This window comes from Chloroflexota bacterium, from assembly GCA_016875535.1.
Classification (GTDB): Bacteria; Chloroflexota; Dehalococcoidia; order SHYB01; family SHYB01; genus VGPF01.
Genome location: VGPF01000001.1, coordinates 134,764 through 160,288 on the forward strand (window position 1 = coordinate 134,764; position 25,525 = coordinate 160,288).

25 protein-coding genes are annotated in these 25,525 nt (G+C 64.4%); 18 read left to right on the plus strand and 7 right to left on the minus strand.

All coding sequences use genetic code 11. From position 1 onward, the window contains the following. Nucleotide 1: 1 nt before the first annotated feature. The 4 genes from FJ039_00655 to pyrE all read left to right on the plus strand — a co-directional run bounded on the left by FJ039_00655 (nt 2) and on the right by pyrE (nt 1,755). Nucleotides 2–604 (plus strand): nicotinate-nucleotide adenylyltransferase, encoded by a 603-nt coding sequence (locus FJ039_00655; protein MBM4404684.1) that lies wholly within the window; start codon nt 2–4, stop codon nt 602–604. A 17-nt stretch (nt 605–621) separates the two neighbouring features. Further along, nucleotides 622–822, plus strand: a complete 201-nt coding sequence (locus FJ039_00660; protein ID MBM4404685.1) for a hypothetical protein — start codon at nt 622–624, stop codon at nt 820–822. 104 nt (nt 823–926) lie between these two features. After that, complete coding sequence (locus tag FJ039_00665) at nt 927–1,196, plus strand: transcriptional regulator (protein ID MBM4404686.1); 270 nt, start codon at nt 927–929, stop codon at nt 1,194–1,196. Beyond that, nucleotides 1,156–1,755 carry an orotate phosphoribosyltransferase gene (gene pyrE, locus FJ039_00670; protein MBM4404687.1) on the plus strand — a complete coding sequence of 200 codons (600 nt, stop codon included), beginning with the start codon at nt 1,156–1,158 and terminating at the stop codon, nt 1,753–1,755. The genes FJ039_00665 and pyrE overlap by 41 nt, the downstream gene beginning before the upstream one ends. A gap of 81 nt (nt 1,756–1,836) precedes the next feature. Here the strand turns inward: pyrE and gyrB are convergent, their stop codons facing one another. After that, the gene (gene gyrB, locus FJ039_00675) at nt 1,837–4,332 is read right to left on the minus strand and encodes a DNA topoisomerase (ATP-hydrolyzing) subunit B (protein MBM4404688.1); all 2,496 of its coding nucleotides are present in this window, start codon (nt 4,330–4,332) and stop codon (nt 1,837–1,839) included. Between the two features lie 841 nt (nt 4,333–5,173). Between gyrB and FJ039_00680 the strand changes: the two genes are divergently transcribed. Beyond that, nucleotides 5,174–6,058, plus strand: a complete 885-nt coding sequence (locus tag FJ039_00680) for a mitomycin antibiotic biosynthesis protein (GenBank protein ID MBM4404689.1) — start codon at nt 5,174–5,176, stop codon at nt 6,056–6,058. A gap of 141 nt (nt 6,059–6,199) precedes the next feature. Here FJ039_00680 and FJ039_00685 read toward each other — a convergent pair whose 3' ends face one another. The 3 genes from FJ039_00685 to FJ039_00695 form a co-directional block, all read right to left on the minus strand. Beyond that, nucleotides 6,200–7,369 (minus strand): acyl-CoA dehydrogenase, encoded by a 1,170-nt coding sequence (locus tag FJ039_00685; protein ID MBM4404690.1) that lies wholly within the window; start codon nt 7,367–7,369, stop codon nt 6,200–6,202. Nucleotides 7,370–7,374: 5 nt separating this feature from the next. Next, on the minus strand, nt 7,375–7,578 hold the full coding sequence (locus FJ039_00690) for a hypothetical protein (GenBank protein MBM4404691.1): 204 nt from the start codon (nt 7,576–7,578) through the stop codon (nt 7,375–7,377). Nucleotides 7,579–7,771: 193 nt separating this feature from the next. Next, nucleotides 7,772–9,046: an acyl-CoA dehydrogenase gene (locus FJ039_00695; GenBank protein ID MBM4404692.1), complete on the minus strand. Its 1,275-nt coding sequence runs from the start codon at nt 9,044–9,046 to the stop codon at nt 7,772–7,774. A 56-nt stretch (nt 9,047–9,102) separates the two neighbouring features. On the opposite strand from FJ039_00695, the gene FJ039_00700 reads away from it, so the two are divergent. Then, nucleotides 9,103–10,275, plus strand: a complete 1,173-nt coding sequence (locus FJ039_00700) for a mechanosensitive ion channel family protein (GenBank protein ID MBM4404693.1) — start codon at nt 9,103–9,105, stop codon at nt 10,273–10,275. Nucleotides 10,276–10,380: 105 nt separating this feature from the next. Here the strand turns inward: FJ039_00700 and FJ039_00705 are convergent, their stop codons facing one another. After that, nucleotides 10,381–10,968, minus strand: coding sequence for a hypothetical protein (locus tag FJ039_00705; GenBank protein ID MBM4404694.1), 588 nt, complete (start codon nt 10,966–10,968; stop codon nt 10,381–10,383). A 4-nt stretch (nt 10,969–10,972) separates the two neighbouring features. Beyond that, complete coding sequence (locus FJ039_00710) at nt 10,973–11,386, minus strand: Zn-ribbon domain-containing OB-fold protein (GenBank protein ID MBM4404695.1); 414 nt, start codon at nt 11,384–11,386, stop codon at nt 10,973–10,975. Between the two features lie 179 nt (nt 11,387–11,565). Here FJ039_00710 and rny point away from each other — a divergent pair, with 179 nt between their 5' ends. The 8 genes from rny to FJ039_00750 all read left to right on the plus strand — a co-directional run bounded on the left by rny (nt 11,566) and on the right by FJ039_00750 (nt 19,400). Beyond that, complete coding sequence (rny, locus tag FJ039_00715) at nt 11,566–13,053, plus strand: ribonuclease Y (GenBank protein ID MBM4404696.1); 1,488 nt, start codon at nt 11,566–11,568, stop codon at nt 13,051–13,053. A 172-nt stretch (nt 13,054–13,225) separates the two neighbouring features. Beyond that, nucleotides 13,226–13,993, plus strand: a complete 768-nt coding sequence (locus FJ039_00720; GenBank protein MBM4404697.1) for a TIGR00282 family metallophosphoesterase — start codon at nt 13,226–13,228, stop codon at nt 13,991–13,993. A 1-nt stretch (nt 13,994) separates the two neighbouring features. Beyond that, a complete protein-coding gene (locus tag FJ039_00725; GenBank protein ID MBM4404698.1) occupies nt 13,995–14,831 on the plus strand; it encodes a PHP domain-containing protein in 837 nt (278 codons plus the stop codon). Between the two features lie 147 nt (nt 14,832–14,978). Continuing rightward, nucleotides 14,979–15,422 (plus strand): 3-hydroxyacyl-ACP dehydratase FabZ, encoded by a 444-nt coding sequence (fabZ, locus tag FJ039_00730; GenBank protein ID MBM4404699.1) that lies wholly within the window; start codon nt 14,979–14,981, stop codon nt 15,420–15,422. Between the two features lie 11 nt (nt 15,423–15,433). Then, nucleotides 15,434–16,117, plus strand: a complete 684-nt coding sequence (locus tag FJ039_00735; protein ID MBM4404700.1) for a hypothetical protein — start codon at nt 15,434–15,436, stop codon at nt 16,115–16,117. 2 nt (nt 16,118–16,119) lie between these two features. After that, entirely contained in the window at nt 16,120–16,656 is a 537-nt protein-coding gene (locus FJ039_00740) for a hypothetical protein (GenBank protein MBM4404701.1), read from the plus strand. A 185-nt stretch (nt 16,657–16,841) separates the two neighbouring features. Continuing rightward, complete coding sequence (locus FJ039_00745; GenBank protein MBM4404702.1) at nt 16,842–18,500, plus strand: hypothetical protein; 1,659 nt, start codon at nt 16,842–16,844, stop codon at nt 18,498–18,500. A gap of 84 nt (nt 18,501–18,584) precedes the next feature. Further along, nucleotides 18,585–19,400 (plus strand): alpha/beta hydrolase, encoded by an 816-nt coding sequence (locus tag FJ039_00750; protein ID MBM4404703.1) that lies wholly within the window; start codon nt 18,585–18,587, stop codon nt 19,398–19,400. A 63-nt stretch (nt 19,401–19,463) separates the two neighbouring features. Here FJ039_00750 and FJ039_00755 read toward each other — a convergent pair whose 3' ends face one another. Continuing rightward, nucleotides 19,464–20,369: a decaprenyl-phosphate phosphoribosyltransferase gene (locus tag FJ039_00755; protein ID MBM4404704.1), complete on the minus strand. Its 906-nt coding sequence runs from the start codon at nt 20,367–20,369 to the stop codon at nt 19,464–19,466. Nucleotides 20,370–20,611: 242 nt separating this feature from the next. On the opposite strand from FJ039_00755, the gene FJ039_00760 reads away from it, so the two are divergent. The 4 genes from FJ039_00760 to purH all read left to right on the plus strand — a co-directional run bounded on the left by FJ039_00760 (nt 20,612) and on the right by purH (nt 25,470). After that, entirely contained in the window at nt 20,612–21,352 is a 741-nt protein-coding gene (locus tag FJ039_00760) for a TlyA family RNA methyltransferase (protein ID MBM4404705.1), read from the plus strand. Nucleotides 21,353–21,493: 141 nt separating this feature from the next. Continuing rightward, nucleotides 21,494–22,879: an amidophosphoribosyltransferase gene (locus tag FJ039_00765; protein ID MBM4404706.1), complete on the plus strand. Its 1,386-nt coding sequence runs from the start codon at nt 21,494–21,496 to the stop codon at nt 22,877–22,879. A 10-nt stretch (nt 22,880–22,889) separates the two neighbouring features. Next, a complete protein-coding gene (locus tag FJ039_00770) occupies nt 22,890–23,924 on the plus strand; it encodes a phosphoribosylformylglycinamidine cyclo-ligase (protein ID MBM4404707.1) in 1,035 nt (344 codons plus the stop codon). 19 nt (nt 23,925–23,943) lie between these two features. Beyond that, nucleotides 23,944–25,470: a bifunctional phosphoribosylaminoimidazolecarboxamide formyltransferase/IMP cyclohydrolase gene (purH, locus tag FJ039_00775; GenBank protein MBM4404708.1), complete on the plus strand. Its 1,527-nt coding sequence runs from the start codon at nt 23,944–23,946 to the stop codon at nt 25,468–25,470. The last annotated feature ends 55 nt before the right edge of the window (nt 25,471–25,525 follow it).

Consider the following 25,525-nt stretch of genomic DNA (forward strand, 5'->3'; position numbering starts at 1 on the left):
TATGCGCTGCGGCATCTTAGGCGGCACCTTCAATCCCATACACCTGGGCCACCTCATCATCGCCGAGGAGGCCCGCGAACAGCTTGGCCTGGACGAGGTCATCTTTGTCCCGGCGGCGCGCCCCTGGATGAAGGAGGCGAAGGAGCTTGCCTCCGCCAAGGATCGCCTTGCCATGGTCCGCCTGGCGATCAAGGGCAACCCGCGCTTCACCGTTTCCGCCGTGGATATCGAACGCCCGGGGCCGTCTTACGCCGTGGACAGCACCAGTGATATCAGGAAGGCGCGCGGGTCGAGCTGCGAACTGCTCTTCATCATGGGCATGGACTCCCTGAACGACCTTCCCAAGTGGCACAACAGTAAACAACTCCTCAGCCTTTGCCGCATCGCTGCCCTGGCGCGACCGGGCATCCCCACTAAGCGGGCGCTGGCCCGCCTAGATCGAGCGCTCCCTGGGGCCAGGCGGCGCGTGGACGTCATCGAGACGACGAATATAGACATCAGCGCGACGGACATCAGGAGGCGCGTCGCCTCTGGGCGTTCCATCGCCTATCGCGTCCCCGGCCCGGTTTCGGCCTATATCGCGAAGCACAGACTGTACAGATAGCAAAGTGGACGCCGCACATGCAAATCTACTTTGCGGACAGGCACCTCGCACGGCTGGCCTCTGAGGTACAATACACGGGCAGAATCCCTCCGGGGGTTGTGAAGACCTACCGTAAGACGATACAGTTGTTACGAGATGCCGCTGACGAGCGTGACCTGTATGCGCGCCGGGCCCTGTGCTACAAGCGGCTAAAAGGTCAACGCCGGCACCAGCATTAGTTGCGCCTCAATGACCGGCTTCGGTTGATAATCGAGATGGAAGGAACAGGAAGCGATAAGGCAGTGACGGTCATAGCGATAGAGGACTATCACTAGAGGTCTCCATGAAGAAATTGAGACGAGCAGAGGAATTTCCCCCAGGCGAGTTTATCGAGGATGAACCCAAGGCCAGGAAGCGGTCCATCGAATATTTTGCAGAGAAGTCCGGTCTCGGCTCGCGTCGTGCGCAGGACCTCATTGATGCGAAGGTGGCCGTCACGCCGGAAATCGCGAAAGGTCTCTCAGGAGCGTTCGGGTCCAGCGCCCAGACGTGGCTGAACCTGGAGACCTCGTATCGCCAATGGAAAGCGGAGAAGGCCCGGCGTGCCTCTTGATCCACAGGACCCGCGCCGCCAGCGCCTCAGGGAAATCATCGCGGCGAAGGCCGTCCTTCGCGGCGACTTCACCCTCGCCTCAGGACAAAGGAGCACCATCTATTTCGATGGGCGCAAGGTGACGAACGACGCAGAGGGCGTGGCGCTCGTCGGCGCGCTGGTGGAGGAGATCGCCCAGGAGGCGAAGGCGGAGGCCATCGGCGGGCCCGCAACCGGCGCTATCCCGATCGTCACTGCGGCGCAGATCGCCTCGTACCAGAGGAGACGCGCCCTGCCGGGCTTCTACGTTCGCTCTGAGAGGAAGGCCCACGGGACGGGCCAGCTTATCGAGGGGAATCTGCCGACGGCGAAGGGTGCGCGCGTGGCGGTGGTGGAGGATGCGATCACGACGGGCGGCTCCTTGCTGAAGGCGATCGAGGCGATCGAAGCCGCCGGGTGCAAAGTGGCCAAGGTGATTGTGATGGTGGACCGCCAGCAGGGCGGGGTGGAGAATCTGCGCAGCAAGGGCTATGACGTGGAGGCGCTCTTCAAGGCGGACGGCCAGGGGAGGATCGAGTAAAACGAAAGCGACAGGCGTGTAGAGAACGAAAACGGCCCCGGATTTCCGGGGCCGTTTCTGTTTGACTGGAAGAGCGGACGACTAGATATCCAGGTTCTTGACCTGCTTGGCATAAGCGTGGATGAACTGCTTGCGCGGCTGGACCTCTTCACCCATGAGGGTGGTGAAGACCTCCTCCGCCTTGATGGCATCCTCGACGCCTACCCGAAGGAGAGTGCGCGAGGCGGGGTCCATGGTGCTCTCCCAGAGCTGTTCGGGGTTCATTTCGCCCAAGCCCTTATAGCGCTGGACGGTAAGCCCGCGGATGCCCGATTCGATGAGGGTATCGAGGAGGCCGAGGAAGGACTGGACGGAGGCCACCTCGCCGACCTCTTTGTCTTTGCGCATAACCACGTGCGCGCCGCCATCCAGCGCGGAGAGGGAGGCATAGGCGTCATAGAAGCGCTTGAGGGCGCCGCCCTGCACCAGGTTCAGATCCACGGCGGGATGCACCGGGCTGTGGGGATCGCCGTTCTTCATGGCGATGCTGAAGCTGGTGGCGCCGTCTCCTTGGAGCTTTGCCTCTTTCACCGGGGGCAGGGACTGGATGAGCTTGACCAGCTTTTCAACATCTTCCTTCTTGGTGAAGTTGATGCCCTGGAGGGAATCGAAGCCGACTTTGCTGTGGAGGGCGAAGAGGAAGTCGCGGGAGTAGCCCTTGCCTTCGAGCTCGGCGATGGCCTGGCGGAGGTTCAGGATCGCCTCGGCGGGCGGGCCTTCCTGGGCAGGAGCGGGAGCGGCGGCCTCCGGGGCCTTCGCGCCCTTGCCCTTGGCGGGCTTTTCCGGCGCGGCGGGGCGAGCCTTGCCTTTGGGCATGACGGCCAGATCTTTGAGGGCGAAGTCCACCACCACCTGGTCGCGCTCACGATCGCTGTAGACCCAGCGGCTGTCCTTGCCGATGGCCACCCGGTAGAGCGGCGGCTGGGCGATATAGAGATATTCTTTGGCGATGAGCTCGGGCATGTGGCGGAAGAAGAAGGTCAGGAGGAGCGTGCGGATGTGGGAGCCGTCCACATCGGCGTCCGTCATGATGATGACGCGGTGGTAGCGCAGCCTGTCCACGGTGAAGGCCTCGCCGATGCTGGTGCCGAGGGCCGTGATGAGGGCGCGGATCTCTTCGTGGCCGAGCATCTTGTCCAGGCGGGCCTTTTCCACGTTGAGGATCTTGCCCTTGAGGGGCAGGATGGCCTGGAAGCTGCGGTCGCGGCCCATCTTGGCGGAGCCGCCGGCCGATTCGCCCTCGACGATGTAGATCTCGCTCTTGGCGGGGTCGCGCTCGGAGCAATCGGCGAGCTTACCAGGGAGGGTGCCGGCTTCGAGGGCGGACTTGCGCTGGACGAGGTCGCGGGCCTTGCGGGCGGCTTCGCGGGCGCGGGCGGCGGTGAGACACTTTTCGAAGACGCGGCGCGCGTCCGCGGGATGCTCGTCGAGCCAGGCGGAGAAGCTATCGTGGGTGACGGTGTCCACGTAGCCCTTCACTTCGGCGTTGCCAAGCTTGCCCTTGGTCTGGCCTTCGAACTGGGGCTCGCTGATGCGGACGCTGATGACGACGGTGAGGCCTTCGCGGACGTCTTCGCCGGTGAGGGCGGCTTCGTTGTCCTTGAGGAGCTTCTGGCGCTTGGCGTAATCGTTCAGGGCGCGGGTGAGGGCGGTGCGGAAGCCGGTGACATGGGTGCCGCCGTCCCTGGTGTTGATGCAGTTGACGAAGGCGAGGAGGGTTTCGGCGAAGCTGTCGTTGTACTGGACGGCCAGTTCGACGAAAGCGCCTTCGATCATCTTGGCGACGTGGAAGGGCTTTTCGTTGTAGACCTTGCGCTTGGCGTTGAGGTGCTGGACGAAGCTGGCGACGCCGCCATCGAAGTAGAAGGTGGCCTCCCGGCCATCTCGCTCATCGAGCAATTGGATCTCGAGGCCGCGGTTGAGGTAGCAGAGCTCGCGGAAGCGCTGGGCGAGGGTCTCGTAGTCGTAGTTGGTGTTATTGGGGAAGATTTGGGGGTCGGCGATGAAGGTGATGGTGGTGCCGCGGACGCCCGTGGGAGGCAGGTCGGCCATCTTGGCCTGGGGCGCGCCTCGGGAGAAGTCCATGAAGACGTGGCGGCCATCGCGCTGGACTTCGGCGCGGAACTTCACTGAGAGGGCGTTGACGACGTGGGCGCCGACGCCGTGGAGACCGCCGGAGACTTTGTAGCCGCCGCTGCCGAACTTGGCGCCTGCGTGGAGCTGAGTAAGGGCCAGCTCGAGGCCGGTTTTGCCTGTGGCCTTGTGGACGTCTATAGGGATGCCTCGGCCATCGTCTATGACGGTGACGCTGCCGTCCTTGCCGAGCTTGACGACGATGCGGGCGCAGAAGCCGGCCATCGCTTCGTCCACAGAGTTGTCCACGATTTCGTAGACGAGGTGATGGAGACCACGCTCATCGGTGCTGCCGATGTACATGCCGGGGCGGCGCCGGACGGCTTCCAGGCCTTCCAGAACGGTGATGTCTTGGGCGGTATAACTTTCGGCTTTTGTGGCGACTTTTGTATCGTCTAACGGCATGGGAGGACCATCCACTGGAGATGAGTTTATGGCAACCCTCGCGGGGAGGGCTTTCTACTCTGTTGCGTAACTGGCATAAATCTAGCACAAACCGGGAGAAATTGGAAGGGGAGCCCGTAGGCAGGTTCTGAACCTGGAACAGAACCCTACCCAAAGACAGGAAGGAGGATTTTTCCGCGGATTGGGCAGATTTTAGGGCTAGAGTTTTTGGGGTTAGAAGGGGCTATCCGGAGCGTGCTTTAGATGAGTCCGGGAGCCGATCGGCTTTGCCTCCGATATTGAGGATTTTGTGTGATCTTTTCGCCTAGCGTTTGGAGGTTCTTTGCGCGGGCGGTCCGTTCGAATCCGGTCGTCCGCCTGAGGCGGATGGCGCCCCATCGCAGGAGACGGGGATGGCCCACGCGCCACGGCGACAGGTGTCAGCCGGCCGGGGTTCGACTTGTGAGCCTGCGGCGTTTGTCTTGCAGGAGCGCACGGGCCCCTGCAAGGGGTCCGGGCCGCTGGGCCGGGTGTGCTTTAAGCGAAGAGTCCCTCGAACGTCGCTGCCTGCGCTTTGGTTTAGGTGCGCTGGGCCGGTTTTGTCCCCGAGGCCTCGGGGGATTTGTGCGGCGCAGCGCCGGACGCGCCCGCGCGGGCACCAGGCAGAGACAGTTGTGTATAACCTCCTACTATGTAGTATAGGCAGTATCGTCAAGCGGGGGAAGGGTGAGAGAAATTCGTCCACAGATCGCACAGATTTACACGGATTGAGTGGTTGAGGAGATCGAGGCGGCGGAGCAACGGGCGGGCCTTTGTTATACTCGGCGCCGGTTGGGAGACAACGAGACGACGGGAGGGTGAGATGAAGGCAACGATAGCGCGTTTCAGCGCGAAGAGTCCTTCGGAGGCCGTCGTGGAGGCGATCACGAGGGACGGGGCGGCGATCATCGAGGGGCTGCTGACGCGGGAGGCGCTTTCCCGGGTGAACGAGGAGATCGAGGGGGCTATCGCGGCGGCAGAGCCGGGGCGGGCGGTGTTCAGCCCGGTGATGCAGGCCTTTCACGGGCCGGAGACGCGGCATGTGGAGGGCGCGGCGGGCGTTTCGCGGACGTTCGCGAGCGAGGTGATGTGCCACCCGATGCTGTTGGAGATCTGCGACCGCATCCTGCTGCCGGCATGCGCGCAGTATCAGCTGAACTTGGGCCAGATCCTCCAGCGCGGGCCCGGCGCGGGGGAGCAGCGTCTGCACCGAGACGAGGTTATCTGGAGCGACCTGCCGCGCCCGCACCCGGAGATCCAGGTAGCATCCATGATCGCGCTGGTGGATTTCACAGCAGCGAACGGGGCGACGCGGATCGTGCCGGGGAGCCACCGTGAGCCGGAGCGGTGGCTCGCGCCCGTGGAGCAGATGCGGAGGGCACCGCCGCCGGACCGGATCGTGTGCGCTGAGATGCCCGCGGGGTCGGCGGTGGTTTACTCGGGAGGGACGATCCACGCCGGAGGGGCGAACGCGACGCAGACGCCCCGACGCGGGGCGCATCTTTCGTACTGCGCGGGCTGGCTGAGGACGGAGGAGAATAATGTGCTGGCGGTGCCGCCGGCGATTGCGGCGAGGCTGCCGCGCCGGGCGCAGGAGCTGTTGGGTTACGGGATGTATAACGGGATGGGGCGCGGCGGCGGGTATCTGGGAATGGTTGACCTGCGGGACCCGATCGAGCTGCTTGCGGAGGGAAGGTTGGGGAGATGAGGGAGAGGATCAAGCCGTACTGACGCACTCTTCCGATGGGAGCCTGTGGGCTTGCACCCCATACTGCGAGTAGACCCTTCGCTTCCTGGCGGTCCCATGCGGAATCGGGATGAAACCAGCAAGGAGCGCTTCGTGCGCGAATCAGAGGTGCAGCAGGGTGGCGACTTCGTTGAGGTGGTAGTCGGCGTCACCGAAGAGGAGTTCGAAGGATTTGGCGCGGCGGAAGTAGAGCTGGAGGTCGTGGTCGTCCACATAGGCGATGCCGGCGTGGATCTGGTGGGCCTCGCGGGTGACGCGGCGGTAGGCGTCGCTGAGCCAGGCCTTGGCCTGTGCGACCTCTAGGGCGCAGGCCTGTTTGGCGTCCAGTTTCCAGGCGGCGAAGTAGGTGAGGTAGCGCGCGGTATCCACGTCGGTCGCCATATCGGCGCACTTGTGCTGGATGGCCTGGAAGCTGCCGATGGGCCTGCCGAACTGGATGCGCTGCTTGGCGTAGGCGACGGTCATATCCAAGGCTTGCTGCGCGCCGCCGACCATCATGGCGCAGGCGGCGAGGGCGCCGCGGCGGAGGAGGCCGCGGATGAGGGGCCAGCCTTTTTCCAGGGGGCCGATGAGGGCATCGCGGGGAACGGCGACGTTATCGAAGCGGACTTCGGCCTGGGCTTCGCCGCCGAAGGAGGGTAAGGGCGAGAGGGAGATGCCGGGCGAGGCTGCATCCACCAGGAAGAGGGAGATGCCGGCGGGGCCTTTGCCCGGCTTGGTGCGGGCGGCGACGATGAAGTGGGTGGCGGAGAGGCCATCGAGGACGAAGAGTTTTGTGCCGGAGAGTCGCCAGGCGCCTTCGGGGGAATCTGAAGAAGGAGCAGCCCCTCCTCTCGGGCTGGCGCTCGAGGCGGTGAGCTGGACGTCGGAGGCTTCATAGGAGGCGTCTGCTTCGCAGAGGGCGAGGGTGACGATGGCTTGGCCGGAGGCGATGGCGGGGAGGAGGCGAGCCTTTTGCTCATCGGAGCCGGAGGCGAGGAGGAGGTCGCCGGAGAGGGCGACGGAGGAGAGGAAGGGGGAGACGATGGCGGCGCGGCCCATCTCCTCCAGGAGAGCGGCGAGATCGAGGAAGGTCCCGCCGGAGCCGCCGTACCGCTCGGGGAAGGGGAGGCCGAGCCAGCCGAGGCCGGCCATCTTGCGCCAGAGGTCTGGGTCGTGCCGCGCAGGCGTTTTTTCCAGCAGCTTGATTTTCGCCGGAGGCGATTCGCGCGCGAAGAAGTCGCGAACGGTCTTGCGGAGGAGCTCTTGGGATTCGGACCAATCGAGGTTCATGAGGGCTAGGCGACGCTCTTGGGCTTTGTGCCCTTGGCGAATCTTCGGGCAAGGGAGAGGCCTTCCCAGAGGACGTAGAGGTCGAAGACGATGGCGGCGATGCCGTACCAGAAGTGGTCTTTGGCGAAGTAGTAGCCCGCCCAGACGAGGAAGCCGACGAAGAGGAAGAGGGTGACGGCCACGCCGAGGCGGCCTCTAGGAGATTTCAAGAGTTCTTTCATTATGGAATAGCACCTCTGATTTTTTGGCGGCCCTGAGGGCCGAGAACGGTCGTGGAGAGCCGGCGTGAGCGACGAGTAGACCCTTCGCTTCCCGGTTGTCCTGATGGGGAATCGGGATGAAGACAACCGCGAGCGCTCTTCGGTGCAGTATACGGAGTCTTCGACAGGGTGACAGGAATAATCATCGTGGGAGGCCTAGGCCGCGCTGGGCGATGATGTTGCGCATGAGCTCGCTGGAGCCGCCGCCGAAGGTGGGCATGACGGCGTAGCGGTAGCGGTAGTTGATGAGGCCATCGAGGGCGGCGCGGGGAGCGCCATCCGGCAGGAGGCCGAAGAGGCCGGCGATCTGCATGCCTGCGTTGCTGAGGCGCTGTTGGAACTCCGTGGCGAACATCTTGAGCATGGAGGCTTCATAGTTTGGGATGCGGTTCCGGCCGATCATCCAGGCGGTGCGGATGGCGAGGAGCTTCATGGCGCCGAGCTCGATGGAGAGGGCGGCGATGCGCTTGCGGACTTCGAAGTCTTTGGAGAGAGGCTTGCCGCCGCGGCGGGTCTCCTTGCAGTAGCGCACGAGCTCATCGAACTCGAATTCGAGGCGGCCCCAGGGGAAGAGGGCGATGCGCTCGAAATCCAGGGCGGCGGCGGCGTAGTACCAGCCCCGGTTCACTTCGCCGACGAGGCGGCCGGCGGGGACGCGGACGTTGTCCCAATAGGTGATGTTGGTGCGATAGCCCGCCAGGGTGACGAGGGGCTGGATGGAGATGCCCGGGAGTTTCATGTCCACCAGGAACATCGAGATGCCCTTGTGCTTGGGGGCCGATTGGTCCGTGCGTGCGGCGAGCCAGCAATAGTCGGCGCGCTCGGCGCCGCTGGTGAAGATCTTCTGGCCGTTGATGACCCAGTCGTCGCCATCGCGATCGGCGCGGGTCTGGAGGGAGGCGAGGTCTGAGCCGGCGTTGGGCTCGGTATAGCCGAGGCAGAAGTTGACTTCGCCGCGGGCGATGAGGGGGAGGAAGGTTTTCTTCTGCTCATCGGTGCCGAAGTGGATGAGGGTGGGCCCGACGACGGACATACCGGTGGAGCCGGGGCTCATGTGGTAGTAGGAGAGCTCCCAGGAATAGATGAGCTGTTCGATGGCGGGCTTGGCCTGGCCGCCGTAGTCCTTGGGCCAGGAGACGGCCATCCAATCCCGTTCGACGAGCTTCTTGACGAAGTCGCGCTGGAAGGCCTGGCCGTCTTCGGACTCGATCTGGCCGAGCATGCGGCGCTTGATGTCCGGGGGGACCTCCTTGGCAAGGAAGTCGCGGAGCTCTTTCCGGAAGCGGCGCTCCTGCTTGGTGTAGGCGAAGTCCATGGCGGGAGGATAGCACAGGAAGCGGGAGAGGGGAACGGAGGAGGCATCCACAGAGGGCATAGAGGCGAAGAGGAAGTAAGGAGCGAGGAGCAGGGTTTGCAATCGGCGGCGTGCGCGGCATACTACTGCACAGCAATTCACGAATCGGAAGGTGTGCGATGCAGGCGATCACGACGCCGATCCTGGCAAGCGTGCTGAGCGAGCGGGCGGACAAGAACATCGAATGGCTTGTGGCGGCCGTCGCGCTGACCATCGCGGCGCTGGCTCTCGCGTGGATCTATTTGCCGCGCACGGTCAAGCGGTTCATCGTGTGGATAGACGTCTATATCCCCGGAGACCTGACGAGCATGGCGCCGCTGACGGCGCGGCTGGCGACGCTGGCGGCGACGGGACTGATCTTGATGGGGCTATCGCTAAGCCTTGCGAACTCGCTGGGGGCGGACACGTCCGACTTCCTGCAGAAGCTGCAGGACAGCGGCATCGCGGTAGGGGATTGGTTCCGCACGCGGTTCCTGAAGATCGGCATCGTGATCCTGGCGGCGATGATCGGCATCCGCATCATCCGCCGGGCGATCCCGAATGTCATCGGCGAGTATGTGCGCCAGCAATTGCGGCCCGGGATCACCAAGGATGAGATAGACAAGCGGCAGAGGACGCTGGAATCGGTGGCGATCCACGCCTTTGGGAGCGTCATCGTGACGCTGGCGACGTTCGCGGTGCTGGCGGAGATCGGGCTGAACGTGGGGCCGGTGCTTGCGGCGGCGGGGATCGCGGGCGTGGCGATCGGCTTCGGCGCGCAGAACGTGGTGCGAGACGTGCTGGCCGGAGTGTTCATCCTGCTGGAGGACCAGTACCGCGTGGGCGATGTGATCCAGGTTGCGGGCATCGGCGGGATGGTGGAGGAGGTGACGCTGCGGCGGACGGTGCTGCGCGACCTGGAGGCGGCGGTGCATATCATCCCGAACGGGGAGATCAAGCTGGTGACGAACCGGACGAAGGACAAGGCGCGGATGGCTGTGGACTTGGAGGTGGCCTATAAGGAGGACATAGACCGGTGCATCGCGGTCATCAACCGAGTAGGCGAGGAAATATCGTCAGACCCGACGTTCGCGCCGCTGATCACGTCCAAGATCAAAGTGCTGCGCGTGCAGGAGCTGGCGGCTTCGGGCGTGGTGCTGCGCGTGTTAGGGGAGACGGTGCCGCTGAAGCATTGGGACATCGAAGGAGAGTTCAGGCGGCGGATCAAGAAGGCGTTCGACGAGGAGGGGATCGAGATTCCATTCCCGCATACGACGGTCTATTGGGGGAAGGGCCAGAAGCCGGGGCACTAGGCGGGAGGAAGGAACAGGGAAGAGAGGGAAGAGGCTGAGGGTCGGAGAGCGACAGGTCCACCGAGTGGAGACGCGGCAGCGGCAGTCGCAGGACAATCGCAACGCTTATGGTGACGACTTGGCGCGGCGGGAGTTGCTGCGGTAGAGGAGGAAGGCGCCGACGATGAGGATGACGATGACGGCGCCCCAAACTGCGGCGCCGCCTCCGCCGGTGCCGGGCGGCTCGACGACTTCGACCTCGCCGTCCACGGTGCCGAGGCCGTGGGCGCTTTCGACGGCAATGGTGTAGCGCCACGCGCCCGCCTTATTGAATGTGATGGGGTATTCATAGAACTCGGGGAAGGCGACGAACTGAGGGAACTCCACGCGGCCTGCGGTTGTGCCATCGGGCCTGACGCCGATGAAGACGATATCGAGGTCGCCCTCGAGGGGCTGTTGGATCTTGGCGTCCAGCACGCGGACGGTGATGCGGGAGCCGAGGCCTGCGGTGGGCCTCTTGACGCGGGTGACGACTGTGATGTCATAGGGGCCGCTGACGGCGCGGGCGTTCTGGTTCGGGAGGTCGGCGGCGGGGGTGGCCTGAGCGCGCGCGAGGGGGGCGGGGGAGAGAAGGAAGGCGACAGCTATAAGAAAGAGGAATGGGAGGAGGCGCGCGAAGGGGGGCCGGCGGCGAGCGGAGGGGGAGGCAGGCAAGGGATCAGCGCGAGGCGGGGCGGAACCTGTGGAGGGTCACGCCATCGCTTACCTTTTCGAAGGTTACTTCCAACGGCATGCCGATGCGCAGGTCTTCATTCTTGCAGTCCACGATGTTGCTGATCATCCGCACGCCTTCGGCCAGCTCCACAAGGATGACGGGATAGGGGACCTTGTCCTTGAAGGCGGGGAGGGTGGGCGGGTAGATGATGGTCCAGCTATAGAGGGTGGCCTTGCCGCTTGCCTTTTCCCACGTGAAGGATTCTGAGGCGCAGTTGGGGCAGGCGGGACGGGGATAGAAGCGAGCCTTGCCGCAGGCGCCACAGCGCTGATAGAGGAGTTCGCCGCGATTGCAGCCCTCCCAGAAAGGGGCGCTCTCTTGATCGGCGGCCGGGACGGGAACGGGTGCGTTAGCCATAGGTATCCATAAGACGGGAGGGATGGGGGAATTCTAGGTTTGGGGAGCGGCCCGTGTCAACAGAATTGTTTACCAGTTTGGTTGACATTATTGACACTCTGGACGACGCGACCGTAGTATTGGGATGAGGCCTGCCGTAGCATGGGCGGGTCTTATGTTAAGAAAGGTGGTAGCCTACCGTGTGGAACCCGTTCAGCGCACTCGCGGCGCTGTTCACTGGGGGTTCAAAGCGGAAGATCGAGGCAGCCAGACAAGAAGCCGAAAAGGTTATCAAGGAGACGGAGAACCGCCAGGCCGAGATAATCAAGGAAGCGAAGGCTGATGCAAGCAGGGTCCGCGCCGAGGCTGAGAACGAGTACAAAGAGCGACGCAATGAGATACAACGCCAAGAGCGCCGGATCCAGCAAAAAGAAGACAACCTCGACCGGAAGCTGGAGACCCTAGACCGCCGCGAACGACAAGTCCAGGATAAAGAGAAGGGGATAGACGAGCTCCGCCTGCAGATCGAAGAGACGAAGAAGAAGCAGGTGACGGAGCTGGAACGCGTGGCCGGCCTGACGAAGGAAGAGGCGCTGGCCCAGCTGTTGAAGAAGGTGGACGACGCGCTCGAGCATGAGCGCGCGAAGCGCATCTTCGACATCGAGCAGAAGGTCCGCGAGGAAGCGGATATGAGGGCTCGGAAGGCGATCGCGCTTGCGATCCAGCGCCTGACGAGCGACGTGGTCTCGGAATCCACGGTGACGGTGGTGCAGATCCCGAGCGACGACATGAAGGGACGGCTCATCGGCCGCGAGGGACGGAATATCCGCGCCCTGGAGCAGGCGACGGGCGTTGACCTGGTGATTGACGACACGCCGGAGGCGGTGACGCTCTCCTGCTACGACCCGATCCGCCGGGAGGTGGCGCGGGTGGCGCTGACGAAGCTGATGCTGGACGGGCGCATCCACCCGGCGCGCATCGAAGAGATGGTGAACAAGGCGAAGACGGAGGTGGAGGAGGATGTGCGGAAGGCGGGCGAGCAGGCGGTGCTGGAGGCCGGGGTGCTGGGCCTGAGCCGCGAAGTGGTGGCCCTGCTGGGCAGGCTGAAGTACCGGACCAGCTACGGGCAGAACGTGCTGAAGCACAGCATCGAAGTTTCGCATCTGGCCGGGATCATGGCCTCCGAGATCGGCGCGAACATCCAGGTGTGCAAGGCAGGCGCGCTGCTGCACGACCTTGGGAAGGCGCTCTCCCACGAAGTGGAGGGCGGGCATGCGGAGATCGGCGGCGAGATCGCGCGGAAGTACGGCATCAAGCCGGAGATCGCCGCGGCGATCGAAGACCACCACGTGGACGACCGGGTGAACGTGGAGGCGTTTCTGGTGGCGGCGGCGGACGCGATCAGCGGGGCGCGCCCCGGAGCCCGACGGGACACGGCGGAGCTGTACGTGAAGCGGCTGCAGGATCTTGAGGCGGCGGCGAACAGCTTCGAGGGAGTGGAGAAATCGTTCGCGATCCAGGCCGGGCGCGAGGTGCGCATCCTGGTGAAGCCGGAGCGTGTGGACGATATCAACGCCGCCAAGCTGGCGCACGACGTGGCGAAGAAGATCCAGGACACGCTGGTCTACCCGGGCCAGATCAAGGTGACGGTGGTGCGGGAGACGCGCTCCGTGAGCTACGCGAAGTAGCGGCCAGACGACTCATACGACGTAGACGCCGAACGACCCTGGCGAGCGCCAGGGTCGTTCCTTTTCGGCGCGGCTTTTCGCGCCAGAGGAGACGGGGTATACTAGCCAGGTTGGGCTAGAGGATTCCACGGAGCAGATCGGGGCCGGAAAGGCCCCGACTAGATAGAGCACGATGCGCGTACTGATGGTCGGCGATGTGGTAGGCCAGCCTGGGCGAAAGGCGGTGCGCAAGCTGCTGCCGAAGCTGAAGCAGGAGCTTGCGCCGGACCTGGTGATCGCCAACGGTGAGAACAGCGCCAACGGGCTTGGCATGACGCCGGAGACGGTGCAGGAGCTGTACGATTCCGGCGTGGATGTCATCACGTCCGGCAACCACGCCTGGGACAAACGGGAGATCGTCCCGTACCTGGAGAGCGAACTGCCGCTCATCCGACCGCTGAATTATCCGCCCGGTGTTCCCGGGCACGGGTACACCTTCTGCAAGGGGGCGCTCATCGTGAACGTGCTGGGCCGGGTCTTTCTGCCATCGGTAGACGACCCGTTCCGCGCGCTGAACAACCTGCTGGACGAAGAAGGCCACCGGACGAAGGTGGTGATCGTGGACGCGCACACTGAGGCGACTTCGGAGATCGGGGCGCTGGGGTGGTATTTCGACGGGCGCGTCTCGGCGATCCTGGGGACGCACACACACGTGGCGACGGCGGACGCGCGGGTGCTGCCGAAGGGGACGGCCTTCGTTTCGGACGTGGGGATGGTGGGGCCGAGGGGTTCGATCATCGGCAATGTGCCGGAAGACGTGCTGAAGCGGTTCGCGACGCAGCTGTATTCGCCGCTCGGCGTGGCGGACGGGCCTGTGACCTTCAGCTCCGTGCTGGTGGAGATAGAGGCCAGGACGGGGAAGGCGAAGAGCATCCAGCGCGTTGATCGAGAGGTCGCGTAGGATGGGCGCCCAGGTTGACCTGCACATGCATTCGACGTACTCCGACGGGACGCTGAAGCCCGCGGAGCTCATCGCGAAGATCGGCAAGACGACGCTGAAGGTGATCGCGCTGACGGACCACGACACGACGCAGGGGCTGGATGAGGCGACGGCCGCGGCAAAGGCCTTCCCGCACCTGACGATCATCCCCGGCGTGGAGATCAGCACGGAGATCGAAGGCGGCGAGGTGCACATCCTGGCCTACTATGTGAATAAAGCGGACGCCGGGTTTCAGAAGGAGTTGGAGCGGTTCCGCGCCTCGCGCTACGAGCGGGGCCAGAAGATGGTGGAGAAGCTGGCGGAGCTGGGGATGCCGCTCTCCTGGAAGCGGGTGCTGGAGGTCGCGGGAGACGGCGCGGTGGGCAGGCCGCATGTGGCGCGAGCGCTCATCGAGAAGGGGTACGTCGCTTCGCACCAGGAGGCGTTCGACAAGTACCTTGCCAAGGGGCAGCCGGCCTATGTGGAGCGGGAGAAGCTGACGCCGGAAGAGGCGATAGGGCTCGCGGTGAGGAACGGCGCGCTGCCGGTGCTGGCGCACCCGGCCTATGTGAAGGAAGTGGAGAAGATCATCCCATCGCTGAAGGCGGCGGGCCTGGTTGGGATGGAGGTTTATTATTCGACGTACAGCGAGGCGGACACGGCGCGGTTCAAGATGCTGGCCGACCAGCATGGGCTGGTGCCGTGCGGGGGGAGCGACTATCACGGGAACGGCTACGCCGGCGAGGTGGAGCCGGGAGTTGTGGGGCCGCCGATGTCCACGGCGGAGCGGCTGAAGGCGATGAAGGCGGCGAAGAGATAGGAGAGCCTTAGCGACGAGAATCCACTCCCTTTTGTTCTCTCCCGCGCTACTCGCGGATGAGAGTAGCTCGAAGACGAGCACAGCTCATCGGAATGAGCGATGGGGAGAGCAGGAGAGGAAGGCAGAGGGCCAAGGCACGTGACGCAGATGCTCGATAGCCAGCAGATTCAAGAGATCATCCCGCACCGACCGCCGTTCCTTCTGGTGGACCGCATCCTTGAGCTGGAGCCGGGGAAGCGGGCGGTAGGCATCAAGAACTTCACGGTGAACGAGGCCTTTTTCGCGGGGCATTTCCCGGGGAATCCCATCGTGCCGGGGGTGCTGATGGTGGAGGCGCTGGCGCAGGTGGGATGCGTGGCGATCCTGACGATGCCGGAGAATAAGGGGAGGCTGGTCTACTTCGCAGGGATCGAGGTGCGGTTCAAGGCGCCGGTGCGGCCCGGGGACACGCTGAAGCTGGATGTGACGCTGACGAACCTGCGCGGACGCATCGGCAAGGGGGCGGCGAAGGCGACAGTGGGCGAGAGCGCGGTGGCGGAGGGCGAGCTGACGTTCGCCATCGTTGACGCGCCGCCGGGCAAGGCGAGCTAGGCGGAAGGCGCGTGGCTACGACTAGCCTGCTGATCGCCTCGGCGTATTTCTTCTGCTCGATCCCGACGGCCTACCTTCTCGTCAAAGCGCTCAAGGGGATTGACCTGCGGACGTTCGGCAGCGGGTCAGTGACGGGTTCCAATGCGGGACAGGCGCTGGGGAAGTGGGCCGTCATCGTCGTCGGCATCCTGGATATCTTGAAGGGCGCGGCGCCGGTGTGGGCGGCCCAAGCCTTGGACCAGTCTACGTCTGAGCAGATGCTGGCGGGGATCGCAGGGGTTATCGGGCATAACTGGTCGGCGTATCTGGGTTTTCAAGGCGGGCGCGGGATGGCGGTGGTGATCGGCGTGATGCTGGCGCTGGCGCAACTGGAGTTGCTGCTGTTCATCATCGTCGCGATCTTCGGCATCGCATTCATCGGCAATATCCCTTTGGTGATGGGCCTCGCTATGCTCCTCGCGCCGATGTGGGCCTATGTGTTTGACGAGGATGCCGCGCTTATCTGGGGGTTCGGGACCATCGTCCTGCTCATCATCGTGAAGCGGCTGACCGGGAACTGGACGCCGTTGCCGCCTGATGGCGGAAGGCGGACCCTCCTGAACCGGCTCCTGTACGACCGGGATACGAAGGAGCGGCACGCCTGGGTGAAGCGGACGGGCGTGGACAACCGTGCGCCGACGCAGGAGGCGCGGTAGCGATGGAGCTGCGCTGCGCCAACCACCCGGACGTGGAGACGAGGGTCTCCTGCAACAAGTGCGGGAAGCTGATCTGCTTCCGGTGCATGGTCTCGACGCCGGTGGGCTACCGGTGCCGGGAGTGCGCGAAGATACGCCCCAATCCGCTGACGCAGGTCTCGACGGAGCTGTACGCGAAGGCGATCGGCGCGGCGTTCCTTTCGGGCGCGGCAGGGGCGCTGGCCTGGGGTCTGGCGAAGAATTCGCGACTGTACGGGCTGCTTTCCGTGGTGCTGGCGATGGGGATCGGCTACGGGATCGGCGTGCTGGTGAGCAAGGCGTCGAACCGGAAGCAAGCGCCGAGCATCGCGGCCATCGCGGCGGCGGGAGCCGTGGGAGCCTTTATCTTCGGCAATGTCCTTGGCCTTATCTTCCGGTTCGATGTTTCGGCCGGGTTCGCCTTCCAGCATGCCCTGGAGTTCAGGCCGTGGGACACGATCTGGAGCTGGCTCTCTCTGGCGCTTTCCGCGGCGATGGCGTACACCAGAGCGCGGCAGTAGATTCACTTTGCATGCGGATATATCTGGGCTACAATGCCGGGGCGGAAGCGGGTTTGCATGGGGGTCAAGGAGCGGGGAGCAGGGTGTAGAAGAGGAACGAACTCCCGGACTGAGCCGCTCCGCAGAAGCACGGCATAAACGCACAAGGGCTCCCAAGCGGGACCCAAGAAGAAAGGTAATCAGCTATGCCTGACATTGACGGCGGTCACCTGGTGGCGAAGGCCCTGAAGGCCGAGGGCGTGGAGTACATCTTCACGCTGAACGGCGGGCATATCTACGACATCTACGAGGGATGCGCCGACGAAGGCATCAAGATCATTGACGTGCGGCACGAGCAGGTGGCGGGACACGCGGCCGAAGGCTGGTCGCGGGTGGCGCGGAAGCCGGGCGTGGCGGTGGTGACGGCGGGCCCTGGGGTGACGGACACGGTGACGGCGGTGGCGAACGCCTTCCAAGCGCCGAGCCCGATGGTGATCATCGGCGGGAACAGCGGCATACGGTCGCTGCTATCCGGCGGGCTGCAGGAGTTCGACAGCGTGACGTTGATGCGCTCCATCACGAAGTGGGCGAACCAGTGCGCGGACACCTCGCGCATCCCGGACTTCATCGCGACGGCCTTCCGCCATGCGACGACGCCGAAGCAAGGGCCCGCGTACATCGAGATCCCGATAGACATCCTGGGCGGGCGGGTGCCGGTGGAGAAGGTGGAGTTTCCGAAGCAGTACCGGACGAAGGCGAAGATGCCCGGCGATTCCGGCTACATCCAAGAGGCGGCGAAGCTCATCGCGAAGGCGCAGCGGCCGGTGGTGATGGCGGGCAGCGACGTCTGGTGGTGCGACGCGGCCGGGGAGCTGCGGGAGCTGGTTGAGCGGATGAAGGCGCCGGTCTTCCTGAACGCCATGGGGCGCGGGAGCATTCCTGCGGGCCATCCGCAGCTGGGGGCGCAGGCGCGGCGGTTCGCGCTGACGCAGACGGACCTGCTAGTGCTGATCGGCACGCCGGTGGACTTCCGCCTGAGCTTCGGCAAGCCGAACCTGCTGCACCCCGAAGCGAAGATGATCCACATCATGCAGGACGCCACGGAGATCGGCCGCAACCGGGCCGTGGAGGTCGGCATCTCGGGGGATTCGAAGCTCATCCTGCGGGGGCTCTTGAACGAGCTGCCGAGAACGGGCCATGAGCCGCACGGCGACTGGCTGGACAAGGTGATGGCGGAGGAGCGCGGCTTCAAAGAGGGCGACCAAGCCTTACGAAAGAATAATTCGACGCCGATCCACCCTATGCGATTGGTGGCGGAGATTGACCAGTATCTGGACAAGGACGCCACGGTGATCGGGGACGGCGGAGACATCGTGACCTTCGGCGCCCGGGCGATCGGCATCCATAAGCCGGGACACTGGCTGGACCCGGGGCAGTTCGGTTGTCTGGGAGTCGGCACCGGCTTCGCCATCGGGGCGCAGCTGGCGCGGCCCGGCAAGCAAGTGCTGCTGCTGAACGGCGACGGCGGCTGGGGGCTGAACGGGATGGACATGGAGACGATGGTGCGCTTCAAGCTGCCGGTGGTCTCCGTGATTTCCAACAACGGCGGCTGGGGCCAGACGATCATGGGCGTGAAGAAGCGCTACGGGCGCGCCCTGGGCTGCGACCTCTCCCAGTCCACGCGCTATGACAAGATCGTGGAGGCGATGGGCGGCCACGGGGAGCTGGTGGAGCGGCCGGAGCAGATCCGGCCGGCGCTGGAGCGGGCTTTCAAATCGGGCCTGCCGGCCTGTCTCAACGTCGTCACCGACCCGAACGTGGGCTACGGCGAGATGCCGGGTCGATCGCAGAAGCGCATCTACTAAGAGGTTCAAGGAGCAGGGAGCAAGGGGTTCCCACGGCCGATAGCGGCTGTGCAGCGCTACCCGAACGCAGGCCCGCAGCGCACCATGTCTTTCGCAGTCCTAGACGGCGTTCGCATCTATTACGAGGTCGCAGGCGGCGGCCATCCGGTGATCTTTCTCCACGGGCAGGGAGTGGACCACCGCGAGTGGCAGTTCCAGGTGGAGGCTATTTCCAAGACGTACACGGTAGTGACGTACGACCATCGGGGGCACGGGAAGTCGGCTGCGCCGGAGACGGGCTACACGACCCAGCACTATTCGAAGGACCTGTACGGGCTGATCCGCCATCTGGGGATGACGAAGCCGTCCATCGTGGGGCATTCGATGGGCGGGAACGTGGCGATGGACTACGCGCTGACACACCCGGAGGCGATCACAACGCTGACGCTGGTGGATTCCGGGCTGGACGGCTTCGAGCGGGATGAGGCGTTCATCGCGAAGGCGAAGCGGCGGAGGAAGATCGCGCAGCGGGAGGGGTTGGGGGAGAAGTTCGTGCGGGCCTCGCTGCGGAGCGATGCGTTCGCGGGGTTGCGGGACAAGCCGGAGCTGATGGAGCTTTCCCGGCAGATGTTGAGCGGGTGGAGCGGAGCGAGTTGGAAGGACAAGGTGGTCTACCCGCACCCCGAAAAATGGGCGAAGGACCGGCTGGAGGACCTGAAGGTCCCGACGCTGGTGATGGTGGGAGAGCGGGACGGCGGACGGTTCCACCGCGTCGCGAGCCTGATGGGCTCGAAGATCCGGGTGGTGCGCACGGTGACGCTGGCAAACGTGGGGCACATGCCGCAGATGGAGGACCCGGAGGCGTTCAACGATACGCTTGTGGATTTCCTGGGGGGAGCGATCGGGAAAGCGCTGATATAGGAAGGCTCAAGGAGCAGGGAACAGGGGTTAAGAGAAAGAGCCAACAGCAGGGAGAACAACAGGCTAGCGGGTGGCGGCGATGATGGAGGCGGCGGTGATGAACCAGGCGAGGATGTTGAGGATGAGGGGCTTGTCCGTCAGGAAGATTTCCTCAGGACTACCACCTAGGTTCTTTTTGTGGATGAGGTAGAGGTAGCGGAAGAGCCCGAACATCACGAAGGGGATCGTGAGCATCATGGCGTTGTTTTCGGGCAGGTTGTCCGCTGTGAAGGTGTAGAGGGCGTAGGCGACGAGGGTGGCCGGGGCGACGACGGCGACGAACTGATCCAGGAGCGCCACGGAGTATTCCTTCAGCACCGGGCGTTGATTTTCCCCTGATGCATCGAGGGTGGCCATCTCATTGCGGCGCTTGCCGAAGGAGATGAGGAGCGCCCCGAGGCTGGTCATGATGTAGAGCCAGGGCGAGATGGGCACATCTATGGCCAGCGCGCCCGCCGCCGCCCGCAGGACGAAGCCGCCGGCAACGGCCATGACGTCTATGATGACGAAATCCTTGAGCCGAACGCTATAACCGACGGTAAGCGCTAGGTAGACGATAGCAACATACCCGAAGTTCGCGTTAATCAGGAATGAGAGGGCTAGGCCTACTGCGGCCAGGGCGACCGCGGCGACGAGGGCGAAGCGGTGGTGGAGGCGGCCGGAAGCCAATGGGCGGTGCTGTTTTTTGGGGTGGAGGCGGTCTTCTTCGATATCGAAGTAGTCGTTGATGATGTAGGTGACGCCGGAGAGGATGGAGAAAGCGAAGAAGCCGAGGGTGGCCCAGCCGAAGAGGGAGAGCTCGCCGGAGAAATCGTCCGCCGCGTGGTCGCCCAGGGTAAAGAAGAAGGCAAGGTAGAGGAGCAGATTCTTGGCCCACTGCTTGGGACGGAGGGCCAGGAGGAGATGCCAGAGCTGGCTGAGGGGGTTCATGGGCGGGGGAGGGGCGTCCACAGACCACACAGATATACAGAGAGCTGGTTCGAGGGAAGGGAGAGGTTATCCGCAGAAAACGCAGATGTGTGAAAGGGAACCGGAAGAGAATCGCTTCGTGCGTTCATAGGGGCATACAATACGCAGAGGATGGCGAAACATCAAGCGGGAATGGAAGTCAGTGAGCGAGGAAAATAGGAAGAGAAGATAGGAAGATAGGAAGGCAGGATAGGCCGCGTCGCATGAAACAGGTTAAGAAGCGAATAGACGTGCTCCTGGTTGAGAAGGGGCTAGCGGAAAGCCGGGAGAAGGCGAAGCGGATGCTGATGGCTGGTCAGGTGCGCATCGGTACGGAGGTCATCAGCAAGCCGGGGGCGGTCGTCGCCGAGGATGCGCGGCTTGCGGTGGAGCGCGGGTTGCCGTATGTGAGCCGGGGCGGACTGAAGCTGGAGCGCGCGCTGGAGGCGTTCAAGATCGAGGTGCGGGGCAAGACGGCGCTGGACGTGGGCGCTTCCACGGGGGGATTCACCGATTGCCTGCTGCAGCGCGGCGCGGCAAAGGTCTATGCCGTGGATGTAGGGACGGACCAACTACACTACAAACTGCGCCAGGACAGGCGCGTGGTCTGCATGGAGGGCGTGAACGCCCATTACGACTTTGCGCTGCCGGAGGCGGTGGGGATCGTGACGGCGGATGTCTCGTTCATCTCTCTAACCAAGGTTCTGCCCCAGGCGCTGAAGCATCTTACGCCGGGCGGCACACTGGTCTGCCTGGTGAAGCCGCAGTTCGAGGCGGGGCGCGAGCAGGTGGGAAGGGGCGGCGTAGTGAAGGACCCGCGAACGCACGGGGAGGTGCTTTCGAGCTTCCTTGTGTGGGCAATCGGACAGCGGCTGAGTTTCAGAGGACTAACGCCATCGCCCATCGAGGGAGACAAAGGCAACCGGGAGTTCCTGGCGGCGTTCGAGAGGCCGCTTGGGGGATAGCCTGCACGGGTTCTCATGAAAACGAGAAGATTTTCGCATTGACCGCCAGGGAGGGCGTGACTATACTGGTAGGGCGTTCATCGCACCTGCTGGTCGTTCCGATCCGCACAGCTCTCCAAAGGGGTAGGGTTGCTAGACAACCTGAACGAAAGCTGCGGAGTCTTCGGAGTCTACGCCCCCGGCGAAGACGTATCCCGCATTACCTTCTTCGGCATCTTCGCCCTGCAGCATCGCGGGCAAGAGAGCGCGGGGATCGCCACCGCCGACGGCGCGAAGCTGAACCTGCACACGCGGATGGGGCTCGTCTCCCAGGTCTTTGAAGAGGACGACCTGGAGCGGCTGAAGGGCCACATCGCCATCGGGCACACGCGGTATTCCACCACGGGCTCCAGCAAGATCGTGAACGCCCAGCCAATCCAGGTGAAGGGCCCCTGGGGGCCGATGGCGCTGGCGCACAACGGCAACATCGTGAACGCGGTGGAGCTGCGGGCCGACCTGGAGCGGCAAGGGGCGGAGTTCCAGACGACGACGGACTCAGAAGCTATCGCGTGGATGATCGCGCTGGCCCCGGGCAGGACGTGGCAGGAGCGCTTACGGTACGCGATGGCCCGCATCAAGGGGGCGTACAGCCTCACGATCATCACGTTGGATACGCTGATCGGCGTGCGGGACCCGCTGGGCGTGCGGCCGCTCTGCTTCGGGCGGCTGAACGGCGGCTGGGTGATCGCGTCCGAGACGTGCGCGCTGGAGCACCTGGGCGCCCATGTGGAGCGGGACGTGCGCCCCGGCGAAGTGCTTGTCATTGACAAGGACGGCGTCCAGACGTTCAACGGCGCGACAACGGAGCGCACGGCGGGCTGTGTCTTTGAGCTGATCTATTTCGCCCGGCCGGATAGCCGGATTGACGGGAACCCCGTCTACCAGGCGCGAGAGGCGATGGGGGCGCAGCTGGCGGTGGAGCATGCGGTGGAGGCGGATATCGTCACGGGCGTGCCCGATTCGGCGGTAGCCGCGGGCCTGGGCTACGCGCGGCAGGCGAACATCCCGTACAGCCAGGCGCTGACCAAGAACCGCTATGTAGGCAGAACGTTCATCCAGCCGGACCAGCGCCTGCGCGATCTGGGCGTGCGGCTGAAGTTCAACGCGCTGCCGGACGTGGTCCGGGGGAAGCGCGTGGTGCTGGTGGACGACAGCATCGTGCGGGGGACGACGACGCCGCACATCGTGAGCCTTTTGCGCAAGGCGGGCGCCGCCGAGGTGCACATGCGCGTGTGCGCGCCGCCCATCCGCTGGGCGTGCCACTTCGGCGTGGACATGGCGACGAAGGCGGAGCTGATCGCGGCGCAGAAGACGGTGGAAGAGATCAGGAAGAAGATCGGCGCGGACACGCTCGGCTACCTGAGCGTGGAGGGCCTGGCGAAGGCGACAGGGGGCGACGGCTCGAAGTTCTGCAACGCCTGCTTCACCGGGCGTTATCCGATCCCCGTCCAGCTTGAGCTGGACAAGTTTGCATTAGAAGTGGTGTAGAGGCCCCCGAGTGCATTCCCCGACGGACTCCGCCAACCAGTACGCGGCGGCGGGCGTTGATATTGACGCCGCCGAGCGCGCGAAGCAGCTAATCAAGCCCCTGGCGCGCTCCACGGCGCGGCCGGGCTATATGTCGGACATCGGCTTCTTCGGGGCCTTTTTCCAGGTGCAGGGCTACAAAGAGCCCGTCCTTGTCTCCAGCACGGATTCCGTGGGCACGAAGGTGCTGATCGCGATCCAGATGCGGAAGCTGGACACGGTGGGGCATGACATCGTCAATCACTGCGTCAACGATATCTTCGTCGGCGGCGCAGATCCGCTCTTCTTTCTCGATTATCTCGGTCTGGGACACTTAGTTCCCGAGGAAGTGGAGCAGATCGTGAAGGGGCTGGCCGCGGCGTGCAAGGCAAACAACTGCTCGCTGGTGGGCGGCGAGACGGCGCAGCTCCCGGCGCTCTACAAGCCGGGAGATTTCGACCTGGTGGGCTTCATCGTGGGCGCGGTGGAGAAGAGCGGCATCATTGACGGCTCAACGATCAAACCGGGAGACGCGATCATCGGGATCCCATCGAGCGGCCTGCACACGAACGGCTATTCCCTGGGGCGGCGGGTCTTCAACACGGAGAGCGACCCCAAGGCGCTTTCCGTGCGCCACGCCGACCTGGGGCGTACGCTGGGCGAAGCGCTGCTGGAGCCGCACCGCTCCTATTATCACGACGTGAAGCCGGTGATCGGGCAGGTGAAGGGGATGGCGCATATCACCGGAGGCGGCCTGCCGGGGAACGTGCCGCGGGTGCTGCCGAAGGGCGTGACGGCGGTCTTTGACCGCAAGGCGTGGAGCGTGCCGCCGCTCTTCCAGATGATCCAGCGGGCAGGCAAGGTGGACGACGAGGAGATGTTCAAGGTCTTCAACATGGGCATCGGCATGACGGTCTTCTGCGCGCCGGAGCACGTTCGCGCGATCACGGTCCGCATCCCGGATGCCAAGGTCATCGGGCAGGTCACGGCGCAGAGCGGCCCGCAGCGGGTCATTATCAATCCCTGATAGGCAACGGGGTTCCACTATGAAAGCGATCGTCAGCGTTTCCGATAAACGCGGCCTGGTCCCATTCATCCAGAGCCTGCAGGGGCAGGGCCTGGACCTCTATAGCACCGGCGGGACGAAGAAGGCGTTGCAGGAGGCCGGGGTCAAGGTCCACGGGATCAGCGACCTGACGGGCTTCCCGGAGATTCTGGACGGACGGGTGAAGACGCTCCACCCGAAGTTGCACGGCGGCCTGCTGGCGAAGCGGAGCGACGCGAAGCACACGAATGAGTTGAAGGCGAACGCGATTGACTACATAGACATAGTGGTGGTGAACCTCTATCCCTTCGTGCAGACGGCGAGCAAGCCGGGCGTAACCCTGGATGAGGCGCTGGAGAACATAGACATCGGCGGGCCGACGCTGCTGCGCGCCTCCGCGAAGAACTTCCCATCCGTGCTGGTGGTGGTGGACCCGGACGATTACGGCTGGGTGCAGGAGCGCCTGAAGGCCGGAGGCGTCTCCCAGGAAGAGCGGCGCAAGCTGGCGCAGAAGGCCTTCCAGCACGTGGCGCTGTACGATACGGCGATCGCCGGGTACCTGCGCGGCGAGGGCGACCCGTTCACGCAGGAGCTGACGATCGGCCTGACGCGGCTGCAGAGCCTCCGCTATGGGGAGAACCCGCACCAGAAGGCGGCCTTCTACCGGGAGGCATTGAGCGGCGAGGGGACGATCGCCAGCGCGAAGCAGCTCCACGGCAAGGAGCTTTCCTACAACAATATCCTGGACGCAGACGCGGCATGGAGCGCCGCGCGGGATTTCTCCGGGCCGACGGCGGCGGTGATCAAGCACACGAACCCGTGCGGCCTGGCTTCGCACAGCGACCTTGCCGAGGCCTACCGGCGCGCCTATTCGGGAGACACCGTTTCGGCGTTCGGAGGCATCGTGGCGCTGAACCGCGAGGTTGACCTGGCGACGGCGGAGGAGATCCGGAAGATCTTCTATGAGATCGTCATCGCGCCCGGGTACAAGCCGGATGCGCTGGCGCTGCTCCAGAAGAAGAAGGACCTGCGCATCCTGCAGGTCCCGCTGCCCAAGGGCAAAGTCGCCACCGGGCTGGACTTCCGCCGGGTGACGGGCGGCATGCTGGCCCAGGGCTACGACGACATCGCGGAGGAGGCGAAGACGTGGAAGGCGGTCACGAAGCGGCAGCCGACGCCCCTAGAGCTGGAGCAGCTGGCCTTCGCATGGGGCGTGGTGAAGCACGTGAAATCGAATGCCATCGTGCTGGTGAAGGACAAGACGCTGGTGGGCATGGGCGCGGGCCAGCCGAACCGGGTGGTGAGCGTGCACCTGGCGCTGCGGGCTGCGGGCGAGAAGGCGAAGGGCTCTGTGCTGGCTTCGGACGCCTTCTTCCCCTTCCCGGACGGGCCACAGATGGCCCTGGCCGGAGGGATCACGGCGATTGCGCAGCCCGGCGGCTCCATCCGCGATGAAGAGGTGATCAAGGCGGCGGACGAGGCGGGCGCGACGATGCTCTTCACGGGCGTGCGGCACTTCAGGCATTAGTCGCAGGCGCAAGAGGCGCGCGCTTCATCCGGCGCTCCTGGGGGAGAGGCCATGG